This window comes from Clostridium sp. B9 (assembly GCF_050509515.1).
Classification (GTDB): domain Bacteria; phylum Bacillota; class Clostridia; order Clostridiales; family Clostridiaceae; genus Sarcina.
The window spans coordinates 3,369,613-3,390,722 of sequence record NZ_JBNWKA010000003.1; the positions used below are offsets into that span (position 1 = coordinate 3,369,613).

Sequence of the window (21,110 nt, forward strand, 5' to 3'; positions counted from 1 at the left end):
CTATCCTTTCACTAATTACTTATCAGTGTTTTTGCCATATTTATATTCGAAGTAACATTGTCCACATAAAGATTGATATTCTACATTATCAACTAAGTCTATAGCAACTTGCTCTCCTTCAAATGTAAATTTTCCATTTATCATTCTTCCATTTAATATAGCCTTTCTTCCACACTTACATATAGTTTTCATCTCTTCCACACTATGTGCTAGTAACAATAGCCTTTCACTACCTTCAAATCCGTTCATTTGGAAGTCAGTTCTTAATCCATAACATATTACAGGAATATCTTTAACAACTGAAATCTCAAATAATTCATCTATATGATGTGCTTTTAGGAATTGAACTTCATCAACTATAATACAGTCAATTTTTCTTCCTTTTTCTAGTCTTTCTTCAATTAAATCTATTATGTTATCTTCATTATCTATTAAGATATCTACAACTCTTTCTACCCCTAGTCTTGACACAACCTTATCTCCACCTTTTTTATCAGTAGAAGGTTTAACTATGATAACTTCTAGTCCTCTTTCCTCATAGTTATGCGCTACTTGCATAAGATGTGTAGACTTACCAGAATTCATTGCACCGTATCTAAAATATAATTTACTCATATTAGCTTTAACTCCTTATCCTCTTATAATATTCTAAATATGATTATAACTTAAATAAGAAAGGTTTTAAACTATTGACGATTAAATACGCCCATGATATACTTGTTAATAGTTGTTTAGCAACATTTTTTTATTTTTGAAAGAGGTGAATTACATGAGACAAGGCATACATCCAGAATACCATCACGATACAGTGGTTAAGTGTGCATGTGGAAACACTTTCACAACTGGTTCAGTTAAACCAGAACTTAAAGTTGAAATATGCTCTAAGTGCCACCCATTCTTCACAGGAAAACAAAAAATCGTTGATGTTGGCGGAAGAGTTGATAAATTCAACAAGAGATTTAATCTTAATAAATAATTTCTTTATGGGAAAGACTCAAATCTTTCCCATTTTTCTTTATAAGCATAATTTTGAAAATATGGATTAAATTTTAAATTTATTGATAAAAGTGAGTGGATATAATGAAAAAAATTCTTATTTTAAGCACATCTACTGGTTATGGTCATAATCAAGCAGCCGACTCTTTAAAGGAACTTATAAAGAATGAGGATACCGAAATTCTTGTATACGATTTTCTTAAGGAGAACCGTTTCTTTGATAGATCTATAGTAAGTGGATATGATATATGCGCAAGCTCTCTAGGAAAACTTTATGGCTTATTATATAAAATTAGTAATGTAAGAATTATAAACTTTCTTACTAGCATTATGTTTTTACCTGTTTCTAAAAAATTATTAAAGTTTATTGATAGCTTTAATCCTGATTTAATAATAACAACACACCCTTTATCCATAAGTATACTTTCTTATTTAAAAAAGAAGAGAAAGATTACGGTACCAGTTATTTCTGTTGTTACTGATTTTAAATGTCATTATACATATGTTTCTAAACAAATTGACCATTATATAGTTGCCTGTGAATTCACGAAAGAAAATCTAACTTCAAAAGGAATTCCTAGTGAAAGAATTTCACCTTTTGGTATTCCTGCTAAAAAAGACTTTTTGGAAGTTGATTATCTGAAACCTATAAAACATATAGATGAACCACCATTAAAGATACTTTTAATGGGAGGCGGTATGGGATTAGATAATATATCTGAGGTTTTAAAGAATCTAATGAGAAATGCTAATCCATTAAACTTAACTATTGTTTGTGGAAATAATACAGAGTTAAAAAATCATTTGACTAAAGAATACAGTAATATTAACGGAAATAAGGTTTTAAATATTTTAGGATATACAACAGAGATACCTAAGATAATGAAGGCTTCGGACCTAATAATTACTAAACCTGGTGGATTAACTACAACAGAATCATTGTTAAGTCATTTACCGATGATAATTCCATTTATAATTCCAGGACAAGAAAGCGAAAACAGAGAATTTTTAGCTAAAAGTAATTGTGCTGTTCCTATATATAATTTAAATGAATTAAACTCAGTAATTGATGAATTCAGTAAAGATAATAAAAAATTAGAAGAAATGAGAAATAGCATTATATCTGTTTTAAGTTCTTATTCTCCAAGCGGAACAATGGAACTTTGCAATACTATGCTAAACGATTCATATAATAAAAGAAGAGATTAAAGCAAAACTTTAATCTCTTCTTTTATTTATTTAAAACTACTTTAATTTCGGTAAACACATCTAGTTGACTATCTACAATTATATTGCCTTTATATAAGTTTATAATTCTACTTGCTATAGACAATCCTAATCCAAAAGAATTATTATTAACTCTTGATTTATCAACCTTATAAAATCTATTAGTTACATTCTCTAAATCCTCTTTTGGTATTCCAATGCCATTATCTCGTACTGAAATAATCGATTTATTATCCTTTGAAAATAAACTTATTTTTATTTTTATAGCATCCTTATCATTATATTTTATGGCGTTATCAATGAAAATTATAAGTAACTGTTTTAAATGTTCTTCTAACATATTAATTTTAAATCCATCTTCAACACTTAAAGTATAATCAACTTTATCATTTAAAATCTTGTAGCTATCTAAAGTCTCACTTATAATCTTTTCTGGATTATATAATTTTAGCGTATTCAAATCTACTTTGTCTTTTTCAACTCTAGAAAGCACAAGCATATCATTTACAATTTTCTTTAATCTATTGACTTCATTTATACAAACATCCAATGATTTTTCTAATCTTTCCTTATCATTCTTTCCCCAACGCTTAAGCATATTTAAATGTCCTTGAAGAGCTGTTAATGGTGTTTTTAGTTCATGAGATGCATCTGAGACAAACCTTCTTTGTTCATCAAAACTCTCCTCAACCTCATCCATCATGGAATTGAAGACTTTATTTACTCTATCAAACTCATCATTTTTATCTGAAATTTCTGCTCGCTCTCCTATTCCATTTTTCTGTATATCTATCATAGCATCTGTAAGCTTATTTAGCCTTTTCAAAAATATTTTTGAAAGATAAATAGCTCCAAAAACACTTAAAATTATAGCTAAAATAACTATTCCAACAAAACTATAAAAATAGCTTTCTATAAAATCTTTAAATATATTTATATCCTTAACCATTTTTATAATATATATTTTATCTTCAATTTTTATAGGTGCAACTAAAACATCATAGAATTTTAAGCTTTTAAATTCAGTTTCTATTTCAATATCATCTTTTTTATTTAAATCTTTTTGATTTTTATATTCACCATAATATTCTATATACTTCTCTGTATCTTCTATGTTATATATCTCTATTAATTCTTCATCATCATCCGTGTAATATGTATCTAAATATGTAGTTAAATTTTCCTTAGAAATATCAATATTTCTATTTTCAGCTAAAGCTACTATTTTTCTATATTCATTTTCTAATAAATCTTTTTCATAATCCCTACTAAAAAAAGTAAAACTAACCAACTGAACCCCAGTATATACAACTAAAATTATCATTATTATTACTAGAGAACCTAAAGTAAGTTCCTGAAATACAGGTAGTCTTTTTTTCATAAAATTCACCTTCTAAAATTATATCTAAATTATCTAAGATTTAATAATATACCCAACTGAACGTACTGTCTTTATATATTTTTCTTTATCATTAGGATCTAATTTTGTTCTTAAATATCTAACATATACATCCGTTACATTAGTTTCTGGCTCATAATCATATCCCCATATCTCGTTTAATATTTCATCTCTAGAAACTACCTTATCTTTATTTAAAATAAGTAACATCAAAAGCTCGTATTCTTTATTAGTAAGTACAATATTTTCTCCATCTTTTATTACGGTTCTAGACTCCTTATTTATAACAAGGTCCTTAAATGTTATAATCATAGATTCTTTTCTTTCTTCTCGTCTAAATATAACTTCTATTCTAGCTAGAAGTTCTTCTATAGCAAAAGGCTTAGCCAAATAATCCTCAGCTCCTATTTGAAGTCCATTTACTTTATCCATAACTGAATCTTTTGCACTTAACATTATAACTGGAGTATCTTTTTCCCTTTTTAATCTTCTGCATATCTCAAATCCATTCATATTAGGAAGCATTATATCTAAAATTATTAAATCATAGTTATTTTCTAAAGCTCTATTAAGGCCTTCCCTACCATCACTCTCAACAGTAACTGAGTACCCCTCATATTCAAGTTCCATCTTCACAAAATCTGATATATTATCTTCATCTTCAACCATCAAAATTTTCTTCATATCAATTAACACCCCTTCAAAAAAAATAGTGAGTACATAAAACTCACTATTTCTTAAACTTCTTATATTTTCTTTATTAACAATAAATTTTTAAGTACTAATATTATCTTATTTATATTGCATTATTAACTTTTGGTTGCACTTCTTTATTATTTACATTATTAGTATTTTTATTTTCATTATTATTTATATTATCATTGAATTTATGGTTATCCATATGCTCATTTTCATGAAATTCATCATAATCAATATCTACTATAGCTCCTGAAGTTGAATCAACTGTTATTTCCTTTAGCATATTATTTTTATCTTTTATTTTAAACTCATACTCAACTGTACTATCTTCTAAATCAACATCTTTTTCTACTTTTACAACTTCACCTGGAATTTGCTTTAACGCAACTTCTTCACATTGTTTTTCAGTATACTTAATGCTAGCCTTAGTTTTATTATAAAGGAAAGCTCCACCTGCTAGTGATAAACCTACTCCACCTAAAACAATAACTGTACATGCTATAATTATTTTTTTCTTATACTTCTTTAATGTCTCACTTACTTTTATTAAAATTTCTTTCATTTCTAAATTCCTCCCTCGTTCTTCATGAGTTAATAATATAATATATTCACACGAACATCATGAAAGGAAAATTAGAATAAAATTAAAAAATTTTAATTTTCTAAATTACTCTTTAATACAACTTGTAAAAACTCTTCATTATTTTTTGTTTTTGATAATAAATTTATAAGCTTTTCTGCTACATCTTCTATATTATTTTCTTTTTGTAGTACTTTTCTAATTTTATAAGATGCTTCTCTTTCTTCATTGTTAAATAATAAATCTTCTTTTCTTGTACCTGATTTATAAATATCTATGGCTGGGAATATTCTTCTTTCTTGAAGTTTTCTATCTAAATGTACTTCCATATTACCAGTACCTTTAAATTCTTCAAAGATCATATCATCCATTCTACTTCCTGTATCAACTAAAGAAGTAGCTAATATAGTTAAACTGCCCCCTTCTTCAAGCTTTCTAGCAGCTCCAAAGAATTTTTTAGGCATAGTAAGTGCAGCTGGATCTAATCCACCTGAAAGTGTTCTTCCTGATGGAGTAACAGTTAAGTTATACGCTCTTGATAATCTTGTTAACGAGTCCATTAATATAACAACATCACTACCTTGTTCAACCATTCTTTTAGCTCTTTCTAGAACTATACTAGAAACTTTTGCATGGTTTTGTGGTTCTTCATCAAAAGTTGAATAAATAACTTCACCTTCTATACTTCTCTTCATATCAGTTACTTCTTCTGGTCTTTCATCTATTAAAAGAACTATAAGTTTAACCTCTGGATTATTTCTTGATATATTTTGTGCTATTCTCTTTAAAAGAGTTGTCTTACCAGCTTTAGGAGGTGCAACAATCATACCTCTTTGTCCCTTACCTATTGGACAGATTATATCCATAAGTCTTGAACTTAAATCTTTTCCGTTGTTAGTTTCAAGTCTTAGTCTCTCTGTTGGATATATCGGAGTTAACTCTTCAAACTTCTTTCTTCCAATAGCCTTTTCTGGGCTTTCTCCATTTACTTTTTCAACATAAAGAAGCGCTTTAAACTTTTCGCCTTCCTTTGCCGCTCTAACTTTACCTTGAACCTCATCACCAGTTCTTAATCCGAATCTTCTTATTTGTGATGGTGACACGTATATATCATCTTCACTAGTTAAGTAATTTCTACATCTTAAAAATCCAAAGTTATTATTATCTAATATCTCTAATATACCTCTAGTTGAATCTGATGAACTTATCATATCTCTTAATTGCTCTTTTTTACCTTCATCATTATTTCCATTATTAGAGTTATGATTGTTATAGTTATTAGAATTATTGTAATTATTTCTATATGGTCTTTCCTGTCTCTCGTTATTATTTTCTCTACTTCCACCTTGATCTTTTTGAGAAATTCTCTCTCTTAAAACAACACCATCTTTATGTATTATTTTATTGCTATTAGTTTGTTTATCTTCAATCGCTTTTAATTCTTCAATTAATTCGCTTTTTTTCTTCTTGCTTATATTTTTTATACCAATTTCTTTAGCCTTTTCTTTTAATTGGACTAAAGTCATACTTTCATATTGTTCTATATTCAATTTAAGCACCTCCTGCTTTTTTAAGTAATGGAATAAGGTAAAGAAAAGTAAATTTAGATTGCCTTAAGAAATTTAAAATATATAGAAACTTTGAATATTATCCTAAAAATATATAAATTAATTATGTTAAATATTTATATTATTATCATATCACATAAAATCTAATCCTATATATATAGTATATTTTTTTAATCCTTATTTCAATAACTATTATTTATAAAAGGTTTTATTTAATTTTATAAATAATAAATTTTATATAATATATTCAAATACATCATTTAAATGCTATTATTTTTTTACATAAAAAAGGATATCTAACGAATGTTAGATATCCTAATATTTAAACTATAATTATTTATTGTTTAAAGCAGCACCAACGAATCCTGCGAATAATGGATGTGGTCTATTTGGTCTTGATTTTAATTCTGGGTGGTATTGAACAGCTACGAACCATGGGTGATCCTTAACTTCTACACATTCAACTAATCTTCCATCTGGTGAAGTACCAGCTATAGTTAATCCATTTTCTATTAATTGAGCTCTGTACTCATTGTTGAACTCATATCTATGTCTATGTCTTTCGTAGATTAAGTCTGAAGCATAAACATCTTTACAGTTAGTATCATCTTCTAACTTACATGGATATAATCCTAATCTCATTGTTCCACCTAAATCTTCAACGTCTTTTTGCTCAGGCATTAAGTCGATTACTGGGAATGGAGTTTCTGGATTTAACTCTGATGAATGAGCTCCTTCTAATCCTAATACGTTTCTAGCATACTCTATAACAGCACACTGCATTCCTAAACATATTCCTAAGAAAGGTTTCTTGTTTTCTCTAGCCCATCTTATAGCTTCTATTTTTCCTTCTACTCCTCTGTCTCCAAATCCACCAGGAACTAGAACTCCATCTACTCCTTTTAATAATTCATCAACATTCTCTTTAGTTACGTCTTCAGCGTTTATCCACTCTATATCAACGTTAGTATCGTTGCTTAATCCACCGTGACTTAAAGCTTCAACAACTGATATATATGCATCGTGTAATTCAACATACTTACCAACTAAAGCAATCTTAGTTGTGTGAGTTAAATGAGTTAATCTATGAACCATATCTATCCACTCAGCATTGTCTATATCTCTGCATCCTAGACCTAATTTTTCACAAACTAATCTATCTAATCCTTCTTTATGTAACATTAGAGGAACAGCATATAAATGTTCTGCATCTAAGTTTTGAATAACTTCATCTGCATTTATGTTACAGAATAATCCGATTTTCTTCTTGATATCTTCTGATAATTCTTTTTCTGATCTACAAACAATTATATCTGGTTGAATACCGATACTTCTTAACTCTTTAACAGAGTGTTGAGTTGGTTTAGTTTTTAACTCACCAGCTTTTCCTAAGTAAGGTACTAATGTAACATGTATGAAACAAACATTTTCATGACCTACATCATATTTGATTTGTCTTATAGCTTCTAAGAAAGGTAATGACTCGATATCACCAATTGTTCCACCGATCTCAGTGATTACTACATCTACATCTCTTTCTTTTCCTACTCTATGTACTCTATCTTTTATGGCATTAGTGATGTGAGGTATAACCTGTACAGTTCCTCCTAAGTACTCACCTTTTCTCTCTTTTGATATTACTGACCAGTAAACTCTACCTGAAGTAACGTTTGAGTTTTGAGTTAGGTTTTCGTCTATAAATCTTTCATAGTGTCCTAAATCTAAATCTGTCTCAGCACCATCATCAGTTACGAAAACTTCTCCGTGTTGGTATGGACTCATTGTACCTGGGTCAATGTTTAGGTATGGGTCAAATTTTTGAATGCTTACGCTTAAACCTCTGTTTTTTAATAATCTTCCTAATGAAGCAGCTGTTATTCCTTTTCCTAATGAAGAAACAACTCCACCTGTTACGAATACGTACTTAGTCTTTTTGCTCATATCTCTTCCTCCTAATGTAAATTTATGCTTGACATCGTTCTTTTTTTCATTTATAATGATAATTACCTCATTTAGAATGGGTTTTTTATTGCTTGATTTAATAACATAGTAGATATTCTATCAAATAATGTTATGTAAGTCTAGTGTTTTTTACGTTTTTTTTATTTTTTTATTTGTAGAACGTTTACTATTTGTATTTTGCTCATATTTTGCAGAATTAATTAATAATATTGAATTATAAGTCGATGATTTTAAATCATTGGCTTTTTTATTTACTATTTTATAGATTAATATATAACTTCCTAATATAAAAATGTCTTGTATAAAAAGTTATTTTTATACAAGACATTAAACACTTTATTCTATTCTTCTACTTTTATTTTCATTTCTAGATTTGTTTTAATAGGGCTTTGTCCACCAGCAACCATATGATATTTAATAGCTATATCCCCGCCATTTTCATTTATATCTAGATTTAATTCCTTAGTTGTAGTTTGAAGCTCTAGCATCCCATATGGTGTATTATAAAGACTTACTGCTGTATTGTCCTTTTCAAACTCCATTTTAGTACTTGTTGTTCCTTCTCTATGTAAAGTAACTTTTTCTCCTTTAATTCTTAAAGTAGTCTTAGTACCTTCCATGCCAGAGATTTCTGTTTCATCATAAGTGGCTATAAACTCATCACCATCAGCAAAAAATTCTCCAACAGTAACAACTTCTATTTTTTCTTGTTCATCAATATCTTGAGTACTACATATTGATATTATAGCTTTCTTTCTCATATCAATGATCCTTTCTCAGCCAAATTATTGGTTTATCATATATTTTTTAAGATCTTCATCTTTGAATGGAGTTATAGTTATTGTGTTTATTTCTCCATTCTTTTCATAATTTATCTCAACTGCATCATTATCTTTTTCTTTGCAGTATCTTCCACAAATTCTAGCTGCAACTTCTAAATCCTCTTCATTGAACTCTCCTCTTAATATAACTGGAGCTCCTGTTGAATTTTTAGGAGTTACAAGCACATCGCTATCTACTTTAAACTCAACGATAGTATTCCATTCATCACCATTTCTAGCTATTATAGCTTTATTCTTAGGTGATATTCTCATGTGTCTACCATACTTAAGAATTTCTATTTCATCTTTCTTTACTTCTTTTTGATTATCAAGTAAGTCACCTAATCTTACTGCATATCCAGGCTCTGTTAATTTACATCCACCTGCTGGTGATGGGTAATCAACTATATTCCACTTTTCAGCAAGCTCCATTTGAGCTTTTCTACTTCTTCCTGAAATTTTTAATAATCTTTCTCTGTCTACTAGACCATTTAACTCCATTTCTGTTGGCTCTAAATTTAAAGCACATAATGGTCTTAATATTTTATCACTAAATCCTGATTCTTTTTTTACAGTATTTAAAGCTTGTCTATTCTGAGACATTGGTCTTTGGTTTAACACCTCTCCTGTTATTATAAAATCAGCATCAAATCTCTTTAATAATTCTCCTGAGTATCTCATCATCATAGCATGACAATCTATACATGGATTCATGTTTTTACCTCTACCATGCTTTGGATCTTTAACCATTTCAAAATGCTCTTCTGAGAAGTCTATAACTTCTAAAGGCATATCTATTTGTTTGCACATTCTCTTTGCATTCTCTTCATTAAAGAAATAAGATTTAAAACAGATTCCTATTACTTCTATACCTTGCTCTTTTATTAACTTTGCAGCTAATATACTATCTAAACCACCTGAAACCATGGCTAATGCTCTAGTCATATTTTTTTCCTCCTAAAAATCACTTTACTATCATATGTTAATTCTTTTATTTAAATAAATCAAATACCTTCAATTCAAAGTTTACTTCATTCTCTTTTTTGTTTACACTTTTAAACTCATCCTCTGATAAAACTTCTTTCATTTGCTCTTCAGTTTCATCATAAGCAATTTGACCTTTTGTTACATCTATAAAGCATAACGGCGGAAACATCACACACCACCAATTTTGCCCTTCACCATCTCCAATCAAAATTCTATAAGCCTCATATTCACCTTGCGGTAAAACTATGTTACCATATTCTTTTACTGGAAAGTTCTCCCTTGTTAATGTAGTTTCAACTTTATAATCAAAACCTTCTTTTTCTATACAACCTTCAGCAATCTTAATTATATTACTATCTTCTTTTTTTAGAATCTCTCTTGATTCTTCTAAGCTTTCGGATTTTTCCAATATAGGTGAAATATATTTTAAAACTTCATCCTTAACTTTCATTTTCAATTCTTGATCTATATCAGTATCACTATTTGCTAAAACATGAAATCTTATTAATTTCTCACTTATATCTTCTAAAACACTTTCTTCAGAAGCTCCCAAAGCTTGTCTATCTTTTATTGTTACGCCTATGAAACTTAGTAGAAAAATCCCACAAAATAAAATTGATAATACTTTTTTCATATCAAACACCCCCTGATACCTTAATTATTACCAAGGAGCATTTTTATATACATTTATTTCTAATTTTATTTTAAATTATAAATTATTTATAGTTCTTGTTATATAAACATCTGAATATTTATATTTGTTTTTTAAAAACTCAAATGATTTTTGAGCAGTTAACATATTATCAAAAAAAGCAAAAACAGTAGGACCACTACCACTCATCATAGCTCCTAAAGCTCCACTTCTTTTCATATCTTCTTTTATAGCTTTTAAAATAGTATGCTTCTTTAAAGTTACATTTTCTAATACATTCTTCATATTCTTTGCTACATAATTTAAATCATCATTTTCCATAGCATCTATTAAGCCTTCTATATTAACATGTTTTCTGATTCTATTTATATCAAGGCTTGTATATACTTCCTTAGTTGAAACTCCAAAATTAGGTTTTAAAATAACTAAAATCTTATTTTCAAAAGGTTTTAAAGGAGTTATAACTTCTCCAATCCCTTCACATAAAGCTGTTCCCCCTTCTATACAGTAAGGTACATCTGCTCCTATTTTTAATCCTAATTCTTTTAATTCATCCATACTAGCATTAACATTAAAAAGTTTATTCATTATAACTAATACAGCTGCTGCATTTGTACTTCCACCAGCCATTCCAGCCGCTACTGGAATATTCTTTTTTATGTTTATGTCTACACCATCTTTTATGTTAAATTTATCTTTAAATAAAACTGCTGCTTTATAAGCTAAATTTCTTTCATCTGTAGGGACATAATGTTTATTGCAAGAAATACTTATACTATTATCATTTCGTTTAGTTATATCTATAACATCATATAAATCAACTGTCTGCATTATCATTCTTAATAAATGATAGTTATCTTCTCTTTTTCCTATAGCATCTAAAGCTATGTTTATCTTAGCATAAGCCTTCATTTTCATATAATCACCCTTCTCACATTATTAAAGCTAAATATAATTATATTATTTTCTTTGTAAAACATAAAGAGTTAATTAAAAGAAAGAGAAATCTTCTAATTTTAACAGAAGATTTCTCATTTTAACTTTAAAATTCTATAAACCAGCACTTTTTAATCCTTTTGAATTGTTATTTCTAAAATCATTTATTATCCTATAAAGAGGTTCATACTCCTCAAAGAACATTATTATTGTATCACCTTTTTTAGATTTTTCTATAGCTACCCTTAATGCCTCTTCTTCTGATAAAACTATGGATATACTATTTGAATTTTTTGTAGTGTTATTAACGCCTTCTAATATCCTTTGTGCTACTTCCCCTGAAGCTTTTCCTCTTAAATCTTTATCTTCTTTTATGATTATTGAATCAAAAAACTCTCCACTTAATTCGCCTACTTTAATCATAGTATTCAAATCTCTATCTCCAGGAACTCCTATAATACCTGTAATATTTTTAAGCTTCATTTTTCTCAATGCCTCTATTACAACTCTATATCCATCTATATTGTGTCCATAATCAAGTATTACATTTATTCCATTGACATCGAACATATTAAATCTTCCTCTGTTATCCTCTTCTGAAGATTTAAATTCTCTTAATCCTTTTGATATCATACAATAATCTATTTCTAAAGCTATTAGAGCTGAGCATGCTGCCATAGCATTTTCAATATTATGAGCAAGCATTCCATTCATTGTGAAACTCATCTCTTTAGAGGATGCTATTTTATATTCTTTTCCTCTGTTTTTCGCATATATTGAATCCTCTCTATAAAACACTATAGGATTTCCCTTTTTAAGATTTTCTTGTAGATATTTATTATTCTCATTCATCGAAAATAATATCTTAGGCTTATTAATTCTATTTAAAATTTTTAAACTCCATTCATCATCAGCATTTAAAACTGAATACCCATTATCCTTAACAGCTTCACCAACAAGTGATTTTACAAAAGCCAGGTCTTCTAAGTCTTCTATTCCATCTATCCCCAAATGATCTTCTCTAATATTAGTTATAACTCCTACATCGGCCAAATCATATGCTAATCCCTTTTTAACCATTCCACCTCTAGCACTCTCTAGAACAGCTACATCCACCTCTGGATTAAGCAATATTGACTTAGCACTCTCATACCCAGTATCATCACCTATATGTATATACTTTCCTCCAACTGTAACTCCAGAAGTAGTTGTATTTCCAACTGTCAACCCCATCATACTTAATACATATGATATTAATCTTACAGTGGTAGTTTTACCATTAGTCCCTGTAACGGATATAATAGGTATATTTTTATACTCGCCATTAAACATATTGTCTAATATTCTTTTACCAATATTCCTACTCTTTCCTATAGTAGGATAATGATGCATTCTTATTCCAGGAGCAGCATTTATCTCTAAAATTATTCCGCCAGTTTTATCTAATGGTTCAGAAATTGATTTTGCACAAATATCTATGCCACAAATATCTAACCCTATAGTCCTAGCTGCTCTCTCACAAATTTCTATATTTTCTTTGCAGATCACATCTGTGTAGTCTTCAGCACTCCCACCTGTAGATAAATTAGCATTTCCTCTTAAAACAAATTTCACCCCTAGTTGAAGTACATAATCTAAATCATACCCATTTTTCTCTAATCTCGTCATTAACTCTTCATCAATTTTAACTTTAGTTAAAGGTTTTTCGTGTCCTTCACCTCTTAAAGGATCTGCATTTAATGCTTCAATTAAATCTCTTATAGTCCTTACTCCATCTCCAACTATAAAAGGAGGTTTTCTTAAAGATACAGCCACTACTTTATAATCTACAAGCATCACTCTATAATCATTTCCAACCTTAAATTCCTCTATCATTACTTCCTTACATTCTTTTATAAGTTCAGAATATGCTCTTAAAAGCTCTTTTTCATTGTTTATATTTAAATATACACCATTTCCCTTACTTCCCCATTGTGGCTTCAAGACTACTGGATATCCAACCCTTCCAACAACATCTAAGAGCTGTAGTGTACTTAGAACCTTTTCTCCTCTAGCTACAGGTAAACTTTGTATTTCTAAAAGTTCCTTTGTAAGCATCTTATCGCATGCAATATCTATTGCAATTCCATTAGTTTTGTTACCAATAGTAGCACTAAATCTTTTTCCTGCTTTACCATATCCTATTTGATATAAACTACCATTCCCTATAGACATAACAGGCAACCCCTCTTCTTTAGCCGCATCATAAATAGCTTTAGTAGAAGGTCCTATACTTTCTTCTCTTATAACTCTTCTTATAATTTCTAATCTTTCTTCGAAATTAATTTCTTTTTTATTTATTATTGTATTCATTAAATCTATAGCTAATTCAGCAATTAAAAGGGCTGTTTTCTTTAAAATATACTCAAAAATTATATAATAAAAATCGCCATCTATCTCTCTTGCTTTACCATATTTAATATCTATACCAAGCTTATTATGTAATCCTATTATTGTATGTTCACAAACATGAGCTAAATATGTTCCCTCATTCAACCTAATTACAAATCCTCCATCTTCATCTATACCACATCTATGTGTGTAGAGCTCTGGAACATACTCTAATAATCTTTTATTAAATCCGTCAATATCTTTTGTAGGTGTTTCACAATATCCTTCTAAATCAACATCTAGTCTTATACAACTTTTATGAGAATAGATATTTCTTCCTTCAAAGATACGCTGATTATTTATCTTCATCTCTACTTCTTTCCTCCTCAAAAGGCACCCTTGTTAATAAATTCATTTTTTTGCCTGATGTTAATACATGTAATTTAACATTAAATATGCTAAAAACTTCATCCTGCTGTTTTTCTGAAACATTTGTGTAGCTTATTTCTCTACCATCAACAAAATAAACTGCTCCACTACCTATTACAGTTAATTCATCATCATTTATAACTATTGCAGTATCTTCATCTATACCTATTCCTAAGACCTCCGGATTTTGAGATACTCCTGCTAATAATCTTCCTATTCTACCCCTTTGAGCAAAATGTTGATCTATTAGTGTATTTTTCAAAATACCTAGTCCTGTAGACATATTTAAAGTACTCTTTTTTGGTGATTCTTCTTCTTCTCCACCGACTATCATAATATCACTCATAACTGATGCTCCAGCTGATGTGCCAATAAAATAGCACCCTTCACAACTTCTTTGTTGCAACTTATAATATAAATCCGTTCCACCAATTAAGCTAGTAATTCTTAATTGATCCCCTCCAGTGAAGAAAATAGCTGACGCTTCCTCAACTAACTTTAAATTTTTAGTGTTAAAAGCTTCTTCTCTTTCTGTAACATGAAGTTCTTCCATATCTCTTATGCCTAAACTTGAAAATATATTTTTATATTGCTCTCTAACTACATTAGGACATTCCGTAGCTATTGTAGCTATAAGTAATTTTCCATCTAACTCCTTTAATTTATCCGCAACAAAATTTAATATTACCTTATCTCCTTCTTTATCTTCTGCTCCACCTATTATTATTAAGTTCTTTTTACTAAAATCTTTCAAAAATCCTCACCTCAAATCATGCATTTCTTATTTTTGCCACAAATATTTTATTTATTCATATTAATTATAAAAAAAGAGTTTTATAACTCTAAAGTTATAAAACTCTTTTTGACTATATTACTGCACGTCCAGGAATCATAAGTTTGTCTCCTGCATATATATTTTCTCCATCTTCAATATCATTTAACTTAACTAAATCATCAACAGTTGTTTTATATTTTTTAGCTAAACTCCAAAGAGTATCTCCATCTTGAACTGTATATATAGTAACTGAAGCTTTCTTATCAACCGCACCTTCTGTTTGCTCTATATCTTCAACATACTCTTTGTCAAACATATCTGAGCATTTAGCATGGCAATAAAGTATAGCTTTAATTGCTATAGTATTTGCTTCTATATTTCCTGTTAATTCTTCTATATTAGCTTTAATATCAAACACCATACCATTTTGTCCCTCTGGCATGTCTAAAGTTACTTCAAAAGGAATTACTCCATTTGTTTTACCTAATGATTTTTCTTCATCAGTAGTTTTATAGATTGATTCTACTTCTACATTACCTTTAATCGTTACTTTAGAGTTTTCAAAGTAACTTTCCATATCTGCTAAATGTCCAGCACAATCAACAACTTGTATAGCATCATTTGAATCATTAGCTAATCCTATATTTCCTTTAACTATAAACTCATTTGAATTCTCATCAACACCCATGTTAATTTTACAATTTCCTCTTAAAGGATTAATGTTTAATGTTGGAGAATAAAAATCCTCTATAGTTTCTATTACCTCAACCTTAGATACTTTAACATTTGCATTTATTGAAAGTTCTACATCTATTACTCTACTTTCGCCTAAATCATTTTGTGAAATTCTTGCACTATGATCCTTTATTTCAAAATAACCACTACAGTTCATATCTGAATTTATACCTATAGCTTCTTCTTCAGATGTTAGATATAAATCTTCTTCTAAACAAATTACTTCTCTTGAATCATAAGCTCTATACATAGCATTTATTTTAACTAAACAAGATGCTTGTATTTTATCTTCACCAAGTTTAATCTCCTGCTTGTGTATCATATATCCACATTTTATTATTTTACCTATTTGAGGTTTATCCATACCTATATTTATAGCTGCCTGTCCATTCATAGGGCAAACCATATTAGTTATAGTCTTTTCTATATTTTCAGGTTTCTTTTTAATTTGAAGATCACCTAAACCATCTAAATCTTTTATAAATTCTATCTTTTCTTCTTTATAGACTTTATATTTAGTTTTAAGTTTTCCTTCTATTTTTATCTTTCTTTCGTTGATTATGTTCGCATTGATATGTTCTAAATTGCATTCCATATCGCACATCATACTATGTTCAGCACCAGCTATATCAATAAAGCTAGAGTTTTTTTCTTTATAAACAACGCTATTTATACCTAATCCTTCTTCTTCCCTTGCTAAGTACATAACATTACACTCAACTAAGTATTCTAATAGTATTCTTTCATTTTGAACTTCCCTATTATAAACATAAACATTAGAGTCTACTGAAAGAATATCATAAACATCTGGCTGAGTGTCTGGTATTAAGTATTCTTCTTTAAATGGTATATCTGATGAGTTTTCATTTAATATTTTCTCAAACCCAAGACTTTCTTTTATAATATCTAAATTGACCATTTTATCCCTCCTAGATAATCTACTACTATAATATATATGTATGTCGTTATGATTATGATAATTCTTCTATAAATTACTTTAATTAAATTTATTTAAATATTTAATATTTTACCTATTTTATAAACGTTTACATAATATTTTCAAGTGAAATTAAAAAAAATCTTATTTTTTTCGACATTTTTTTATAAAAAGTGTTGACACCATGAAAAATATGTCGTATTATAAAGATGGTTATTGACCATATAACCTCTCATAAATTCTCAATACCCTTTTATACCATAGTTGAAAGATGGAAACCCACCATCTTTCTTTTTTTTACAATAAAATAATTTAAATAAAAAAGCTAACTAATTAATAAAAAAATTAATTAGTTAGCTTTTCTATTTAACCAACAAAATCTAGCTGAACCGTTTTTGTAAGTACATCTGAATAACTGTATGTCACTTTCCTCTGGGTGTCTTTTTGTAATCTAACTACAAAAATACTTGGGTGAACACTTTCTAGTATTCCTTCATTTTCCAAAATCTTTTTTCTTCCACCATTAGCTCTTAGCTTAACTTTTTCACCTACGTGGTCTTCAATGTTTTTTCTGATGGAATTCAATGTAAGTCTGGTACTCATTTTAACACCCTCTTTCTTATTATATATTATACACTAAAAAGGATGTTTTTTCAATAAACAAAATATTTTACTATATAAAACCTGTTCTTGTCAATAAAAATATACCAAAAATAAAACATCCAAATATATTATTAACAAAAAACTTAAAATTTATTCTTGTTCATTTATATATGGTGATTTAGGATATCCTTCTCTATATTTTCCTCTAGTTTGAAGGCCTCCTATTCCTTTTATCCCAGTTATAGTATTTTCTATAACATCTTTGATAGATACAATTGCGTCAATCCTTGTATATGCTATTCTTTCACATACTAAAACAGGATCTAAACAATGTATCAATACTCTATTAGGTGAACTTGCAAAATTAGCTCCTGCCTCTAAAATATTTTCATAACAAGACTGACAAGCTCCTGCAAATATTACTAACTCATCATAACTAGAATTATAGCTTCTCAAAGTTTTTACTGACTCTATAAAATATTTTGAATTTCTATAATTATTTAAATCTAGCATACCTTTTGAATCCTTAACAACCCCATCATGACCAGTTAAAACAACTATATCTGGATTATATTCCTTTACTAAAGCTAATATTTTTTGTGGCTGCTCTTTTTCTGGTATAGCTACTCCTATTGCATTCAAATGTAGCTGCTTATAAACCTTTAAGCAAGTCTCCATATAAACAGAATCTCCATCTACATGAAGTATCCTTCCAGGTCTACCAAAAATCAATTCTTTATCACTTGAATCCTTTCGTTCAAAGCTTTCATGCCTAAACATATCAACATTTCCCTGTTTATCTCTATTTAATAGAACTTTTTGTATAACCTCATTTACCTTTGAATCAAATGTTTTGTCCTTATCACCAGCAAAACTATCATCAACTTTTTCTAAATCTTCTTCTTTAGAATCTGCAATAATTCTTATATGAAGTCCTTTTAAAATATATACTAATTTACCATCATATTCTTTTATATCTATAATTTTAAAGGTTATGTCTTTACTATAAGATTTTCTTACTACTAAATCTCCAACTTTCATATGTTTTCTCCTAATTTATATAATTGTAGTATCATCATATGATTTTTTAGTGCCAATTGTGAGATTAGAAGTATCTTACAATAAAAAATGGTGCCTATTTCTAGACACCTAAGCAATCTTTTATCCTATTTGATTATATTTACTTTTAAAATCTTCAATAAACTTCATATAACTTTCTTTCTCATTAATTATGTTGTTTATCTTATTAGTAAAAATATTCTGTCCCCATATTACTTCATTATAGTAATATCTATTCGCTAATCTCCAAAATCTTTGAGGGAATAAAAGGTATGCAAATAAAACTTTATACTCTTCATCCTTTAATGGAGATATTGAATTATATGCATCAATTATTGCTTCTGCAAATTCTATATTCCAATCTACTTTCTTTAAAACTTTTTTTATGAAATTAGCTATATCATATGTTCTTATTTCCCTTTTACAATAGTCAAAATCTATTATATATATTTCTTCATTCTCTCCAATAATTATATTGTGATAAGTATAATCATGGTGACAAAATACCTTTTGATCTTCAGCTACATCACAAAGCTCCATATATTTAGAATCATTTAGCACATTTGTCGCCCTTATAGCTAATTCTTTGTAGAAATCAACATTTGTTATATAAATTAAGTCAAATTCCTTTTTTATATTTTTCTTTCTAGCCATTCCTCTCATTTTTTCTAGAGCTTTTCCTCTCTTTTCCATCAAATGTGGCCATCTTCCTATATCTGTTTTAAGTTTTGAGTTTTCTGGTGGATCATAACCTTTGCTAGCTTCATGTAATTCAGCTAATTTTTTTGCTGCTAGCTTGACCTCTTCAATATTTGTAAAATCACACTCTCTTCCTTTTATCCAGTTTGATAAAGTATATAGATCCTCATTAACCAAAGCATATGGTTCATCTTCTATATTTAAAAAATATCTATCTATATTTTCAAATCCATTTTGAGCTAAGTGTTCTTTTGCACCATTAACAAAAAGCAATTTTTGTGTTCCATAATTTATTTTTTTTAGACATCTCTCACCTTTATTGGTCTTCAAATAATATACGCCTTTGTTTGGCTTTATTTTTTCAATTTTTATATTAAATTGCCTTTCAACTTCAAATTCTCTCATCATATCTATTCACCCCCTACCATATTTATATGTCGTAATCTCTTGTTTTATTAACACTTTATTCTACATAGAAATATAATAATAATATATCTTTATACTGAAAGGATTTAGCTATGAAAATTTGTATTGATGGAAGAGCCGCTACACTCTATCGTGGCACAGGTATTGGAAACTATACTTATCAAATAATAAACAACTTATATCAAATAGATTTTCTTAACGAATATAATATACTTACTCCTAAAAATTCTGCTCTTAATCTTTCAGAAAAAAATAATTTTAAATACCTACCCTCTAATACAAATGATGAAAAAAACTTTTGGAAATTTATAAACACTCCAAATCCATCCCAAAATATTTTAGGAGATATATATCATATTCCTCAAAATGGTATAGGCTTATCTAAACCTAATGGAATAAAGACAGTAATAACTCTTCATGATATTATTCCTATGAAAATGCCTGAAACAGTAAGTGATACCTTTTTAAAAATATTCCACTCAAACATAAAATCTATTCTAGATAATTCAGATGGTATAGTAACAGTTTCTAATTACTCAAAAGAAGATATAAGCAAAACTTTTTCATATCCAAAAGAAAAAATATTTGTGACGCATTTGGCCGCTGAAGAAATATATAAACCACTTGATAAATCATATTGTTTTTCTTACTTAAAAACTAAATATAATATAGAAAATGATTTTCTTTTATATGTAGGCGGATTTAGTCCTAGAAAAAATATACTTGGACTTATAGATGCATTTAGTCTTGTAAAAACTTCATATAATAAGCCTTTAAATTTAGTAATAATAGGAACTAAAGGACCTTCTTATGAAATTTATAAAAAAAGAGTTGAAGAACTTAACCTATGTTCTTCAGTAATATTTACAGGTTTTATACCAATTGAAGATATGCCTGTATTTTATAATGCTTCTAAAGCTCTAGTATACCCTTCATTTTACGAAGGATTTGGTTTACCTCCAATAGAATGCATGGCTTGTGGAACGCCTGTAATAGCTTCTAATATCACATCTATTCCAGAGGTTTGTGAAGATGCTGCAATTTTAACTAATCCAAAGGATATAGATGAAATTAAAGAAAGTATATTATTACTTCTAAATGATGAAAAATATTATTCATTTTTAAGCTATAAAGGTTTAACTCACTCTAGTAAATTTAACTGGAAAAAGACAGCCTATAATACCTTAGAAGCCTATAAAAATATTTCATCATAATAAAAGGGATAGTTATAAAAAATAACTATCCCTTTT

The 21,110-nt window shown here is 28.4% G+C and carries 19 protein-coding genes; 3 read left to right on the plus strand and 16 right to left on the minus strand.

Annotation, left to right across the window (positions count from 1 at the left end):
• Window positions 1-15: 15 nt before the first annotated feature.
• Window positions 16-615: a thymidine kinase gene (locus tag ACQZHJ_RS14960; RefSeq protein ID WP_430486341.1), complete on the minus strand. Its 600-nt coding sequence runs from the start codon at window positions 613-615 to the stop codon at window positions 16-18.
• A 154-nt stretch (window positions 616-769) separates the two neighbouring features.
• Between ACQZHJ_RS14960 and rpmE the strand changes: the two genes are divergently transcribed.
• Together rpmE and ACQZHJ_RS14970 are read left to right on the plus strand one after the other, a co-directional pair.
• The gene (gene rpmE / locus ACQZHJ_RS14965) at window positions 770-976 is read left to right on the plus strand and encodes a 50S ribosomal protein L31 (protein ID WP_003452406.1); all 207 of its coding nucleotides are present in this window, start codon (window positions 770-772) and stop codon (window positions 974-976) included.
• Window positions 977-1,080: 104 nt separating this feature from the next.
• Window positions 1,081-2,205, plus strand: a complete 1,125-nt coding sequence (locus ACQZHJ_RS14970; RefSeq protein ID WP_430486342.1) for an MGDG synthase family glycosyltransferase — start codon at window positions 1,081-1,083, stop codon at window positions 2,203-2,205.
• A gap of 22 nt (window positions 2,206-2,227) precedes the next feature.
• On the opposite strand, the gene ACQZHJ_RS14975 is transcribed toward ACQZHJ_RS14970, so the two are convergent.
• The 15 genes from ACQZHJ_RS14975 to ACQZHJ_RS15045 form a co-directional block, all read right to left on the minus strand.
• Window positions 2,228-3,604, minus strand: coding sequence for a sensor histidine kinase (locus ACQZHJ_RS14975; protein WP_430486343.1), 1,377 nt, complete (start codon window positions 3,602-3,604; stop codon window positions 2,228-2,230).
• Between the two features lie 33 nt (window positions 3,605-3,637).
• Window positions 3,638-4,306 carry a response regulator transcription factor gene (locus ACQZHJ_RS14980; protein WP_430486344.1) on the minus strand — a complete coding sequence of 223 codons (669 nt, stop codon included), beginning with the start codon at window positions 4,304-4,306 and terminating at the stop codon, window positions 3,638-3,640.
• Window positions 4,307-4,418: 112 nt separating this feature from the next.
• On the minus strand, window positions 4,419-4,883 hold the full coding sequence (locus tag ACQZHJ_RS14985; RefSeq protein ID WP_430486345.1) for a PepSY domain-containing protein: 465 nt from the start codon (window positions 4,881-4,883) through the stop codon (window positions 4,419-4,421).
• 92 nt (window positions 4,884-4,975) lie between these two features.
• Window positions 4,976-6,451 (minus strand): transcription termination factor Rho, encoded by a 1,476-nt coding sequence (rho, locus tag ACQZHJ_RS14990; protein WP_430486346.1) that lies wholly within the window; start codon window positions 6,449-6,451, stop codon window positions 4,976-4,978.
• 351 nt (window positions 6,452-6,802) lie between these two features.
• On the minus strand, window positions 6,803-8,410 hold the full coding sequence (locus tag ACQZHJ_RS14995) for a CTP synthase (RefSeq protein WP_430486347.1): 1,608 nt from the start codon (window positions 8,408-8,410) through the stop codon (window positions 6,803-6,805).
• 362 nt (window positions 8,411-8,772) lie between these two features.
• A complete protein-coding gene (locus ACQZHJ_RS15000) occupies window positions 8,773-9,192 on the minus strand; it encodes a DUF1934 domain-containing protein (protein ID WP_430486348.1) in 420 nt (139 codons plus the stop codon).
• A gap of 24 nt (window positions 9,193-9,216) precedes the next feature.
• On the minus strand, window positions 9,217-10,197 hold the full coding sequence (locus ACQZHJ_RS15005) for a tRNA 4-thiouridine(8) synthase ThiI (protein ID WP_430486349.1): 981 nt from the start codon (window positions 10,195-10,197) through the stop codon (window positions 9,217-9,219).
• Between the two features lie 46 nt (window positions 10,198-10,243).
• Complete coding sequence (gene spoIIR / locus ACQZHJ_RS15010; protein ID WP_430486350.1) at window positions 10,244-10,873, minus strand: stage II sporulation protein R; 630 nt, start codon at window positions 10,871-10,873, stop codon at window positions 10,244-10,246.
• 75 nt (window positions 10,874-10,948) lie between these two features.
• Window positions 10,949-11,809, minus strand: coding sequence for a 4-(cytidine 5'-diphospho)-2-C-methyl-D-erythritol kinase (gene ispE, locus ACQZHJ_RS15015; RefSeq protein WP_430486351.1), 861 nt, complete (start codon window positions 11,807-11,809; stop codon window positions 10,949-10,951).
• 132 nt (window positions 11,810-11,941) lie between these two features.
• Window positions 11,942-14,566 (minus strand): cyanophycin synthetase, encoded by a 2,625-nt coding sequence (gene cphA / locus ACQZHJ_RS15020; protein WP_430486353.1) that lies wholly within the window; start codon window positions 14,564-14,566, stop codon window positions 11,942-11,944.
• Window positions 14,553-15,380 (minus strand): cyanophycinase, encoded by an 828-nt coding sequence (locus tag ACQZHJ_RS15025; RefSeq protein ID WP_430486354.1) that lies wholly within the window; start codon window positions 15,378-15,380, stop codon window positions 14,553-14,555. The genes cphA and ACQZHJ_RS15025 overlap by 14 nt, the downstream gene beginning before the upstream one ends.
• 112 nt (window positions 15,381-15,492) lie before the next feature.
• The gene (locus ACQZHJ_RS15030; RefSeq protein WP_430486355.1) at window positions 15,493-17,055 is read right to left on the minus strand and encodes a DUF3794 and LysM peptidoglycan-binding domain-containing protein; all 1,563 of its coding nucleotides are present in this window, start codon (window positions 17,053-17,055) and stop codon (window positions 15,493-15,495) included.
• 384 nt (window positions 17,056-17,439) lie between these two features.
• Entirely contained in the window at window positions 17,440-17,676 is a 237-nt protein-coding gene (locus ACQZHJ_RS15035; protein WP_430486356.1) for a Veg family protein, read from the minus strand.
• A 150-nt stretch (window positions 17,677-17,826) separates the two neighbouring features.
• Window positions 17,827-18,717, minus strand: coding sequence for a sporulation peptidase YabG (gene yabG / locus ACQZHJ_RS15040; RefSeq protein ID WP_430486357.1), 891 nt, complete (start codon window positions 18,715-18,717; stop codon window positions 17,827-17,829).
• A 120-nt stretch (window positions 18,718-18,837) separates the two neighbouring features.
• Window positions 18,838-19,842 carry a CotS family spore coat protein gene (locus tag ACQZHJ_RS15045; RefSeq protein ID WP_430486358.1) on the minus strand — a complete coding sequence of 335 codons (1,005 nt, stop codon included), beginning with the start codon at window positions 19,840-19,842 and terminating at the stop codon, window positions 18,838-18,840.
• Between the two features lie 110 nt (window positions 19,843-19,952).
• Here ACQZHJ_RS15045 and ACQZHJ_RS15050 point away from each other — a divergent pair, with 110 nt between their 5' ends.
• On the plus strand, window positions 19,953-21,074 hold the full coding sequence (locus ACQZHJ_RS15050; RefSeq protein WP_430486359.1) for a glycosyltransferase family 4 protein: 1,122 nt from the start codon (window positions 19,953-19,955) through the stop codon (window positions 21,072-21,074).
• Window positions 21,075-21,110: the final 36 nt, after the last annotated feature.

Coding starts and splice junctions, on each gene's coding strand:
- yabG (WP_430486357.1), bottom strand. CDS start 18,717: ATGAAAGTTGGAGATTTAGTAGTAAGAAAATCTTATAGTAAAGACATA.
- ACQZHJ_RS14960 (WP_430486341.1), bottom strand. CDS start 615: ATGAGTAAATTATATTTTAGATACGGTGCAATGAATTCTGGTAAGTCT.
- ACQZHJ_RS15030 (WP_430486355.1), bottom strand. CDS start 17,055: ATGGTCAATTTAGATATTATAAAAGAAAGTCTTGGGTTTGAGAAAATA.
- ispE (WP_430486351.1), bottom strand. CDS start 11,809: ATGAAAATGAAGGCTTATGCTAAGATAAACATAGCTTTAGATGCTATA.
- ACQZHJ_RS14980 (WP_430486344.1), bottom strand. CDS start 4,306: ATGAAGAAAATTTTGATGGTTGAAGATGAAGATAATATATCAGATTTT.
- spoIIR (WP_430486350.1), bottom strand. CDS start 10,873: ATGAAAAAAGTATTATCAATTTTATTTTGTGGGATTTTTCTACTAAGT.
- ACQZHJ_RS14975 (WP_430486343.1), bottom strand. CDS start 3,604: ATGAAAAAAAGACTACCTGTATTTCAGGAACTTACTTTAGGTTCTCTA.
- cphA (WP_430486353.1), bottom strand. CDS start 14,566: ATGAAGATAAATAATCAGCGTATCTTTGAAGGAAGAAATATCTATTCT.
- ACQZHJ_RS15005 (WP_430486349.1), bottom strand. CDS start 10,197: ATGACTAGAGCATTAGCCATGGTTTCAGGTGGTTTAGATAGTATATTA.
- ACQZHJ_RS15035 (WP_430486356.1), bottom strand. CDS start 17,676: ATGAGTACCAGACTTACATTGAATTCCATCAGAAAAAACATTGAAGAC.
- ACQZHJ_RS14970 (WP_430486342.1), top strand. CDS start 1,081: ATGAAAAAAATTCTTATTTTAAGCACATCTACTGGTTATGGTCATAAT.
- ACQZHJ_RS15045 (WP_430486358.1), bottom strand. CDS start 19,842: ATGATGAGAGAATTTGAAGTTGAAAGGCAATTTAATATAAAAATTGAA.
- ACQZHJ_RS14985 (WP_430486345.1), bottom strand. CDS start 4,883: ATGAAAGAAATTTTAATAAAAGTAAGTGAGACATTAAAGAAGTATAAG.
- ACQZHJ_RS15050 (WP_430486359.1), top strand. CDS start 19,953: ATGAAAATTTGTATTGATGGAAGAGCCGCTACACTCTATCGTGGCACA.
- rpmE (WP_003452406.1), top strand. CDS start 770: ATGAGACAAGGCATACATCCAGAATACCATCACGATACAGTGGTTAAG.
- ACQZHJ_RS14995 (WP_430486347.1), bottom strand. CDS start 8,410: ATGAGCAAAAAGACTAAGTACGTATTCGTAACAGGTGGAGTTGTTTCT.
- ACQZHJ_RS15000 (WP_430486348.1), bottom strand. CDS start 9,192: ATGAGAAAGAAAGCTATAATATCAATATGTAGTACTCAAGATATTGAT.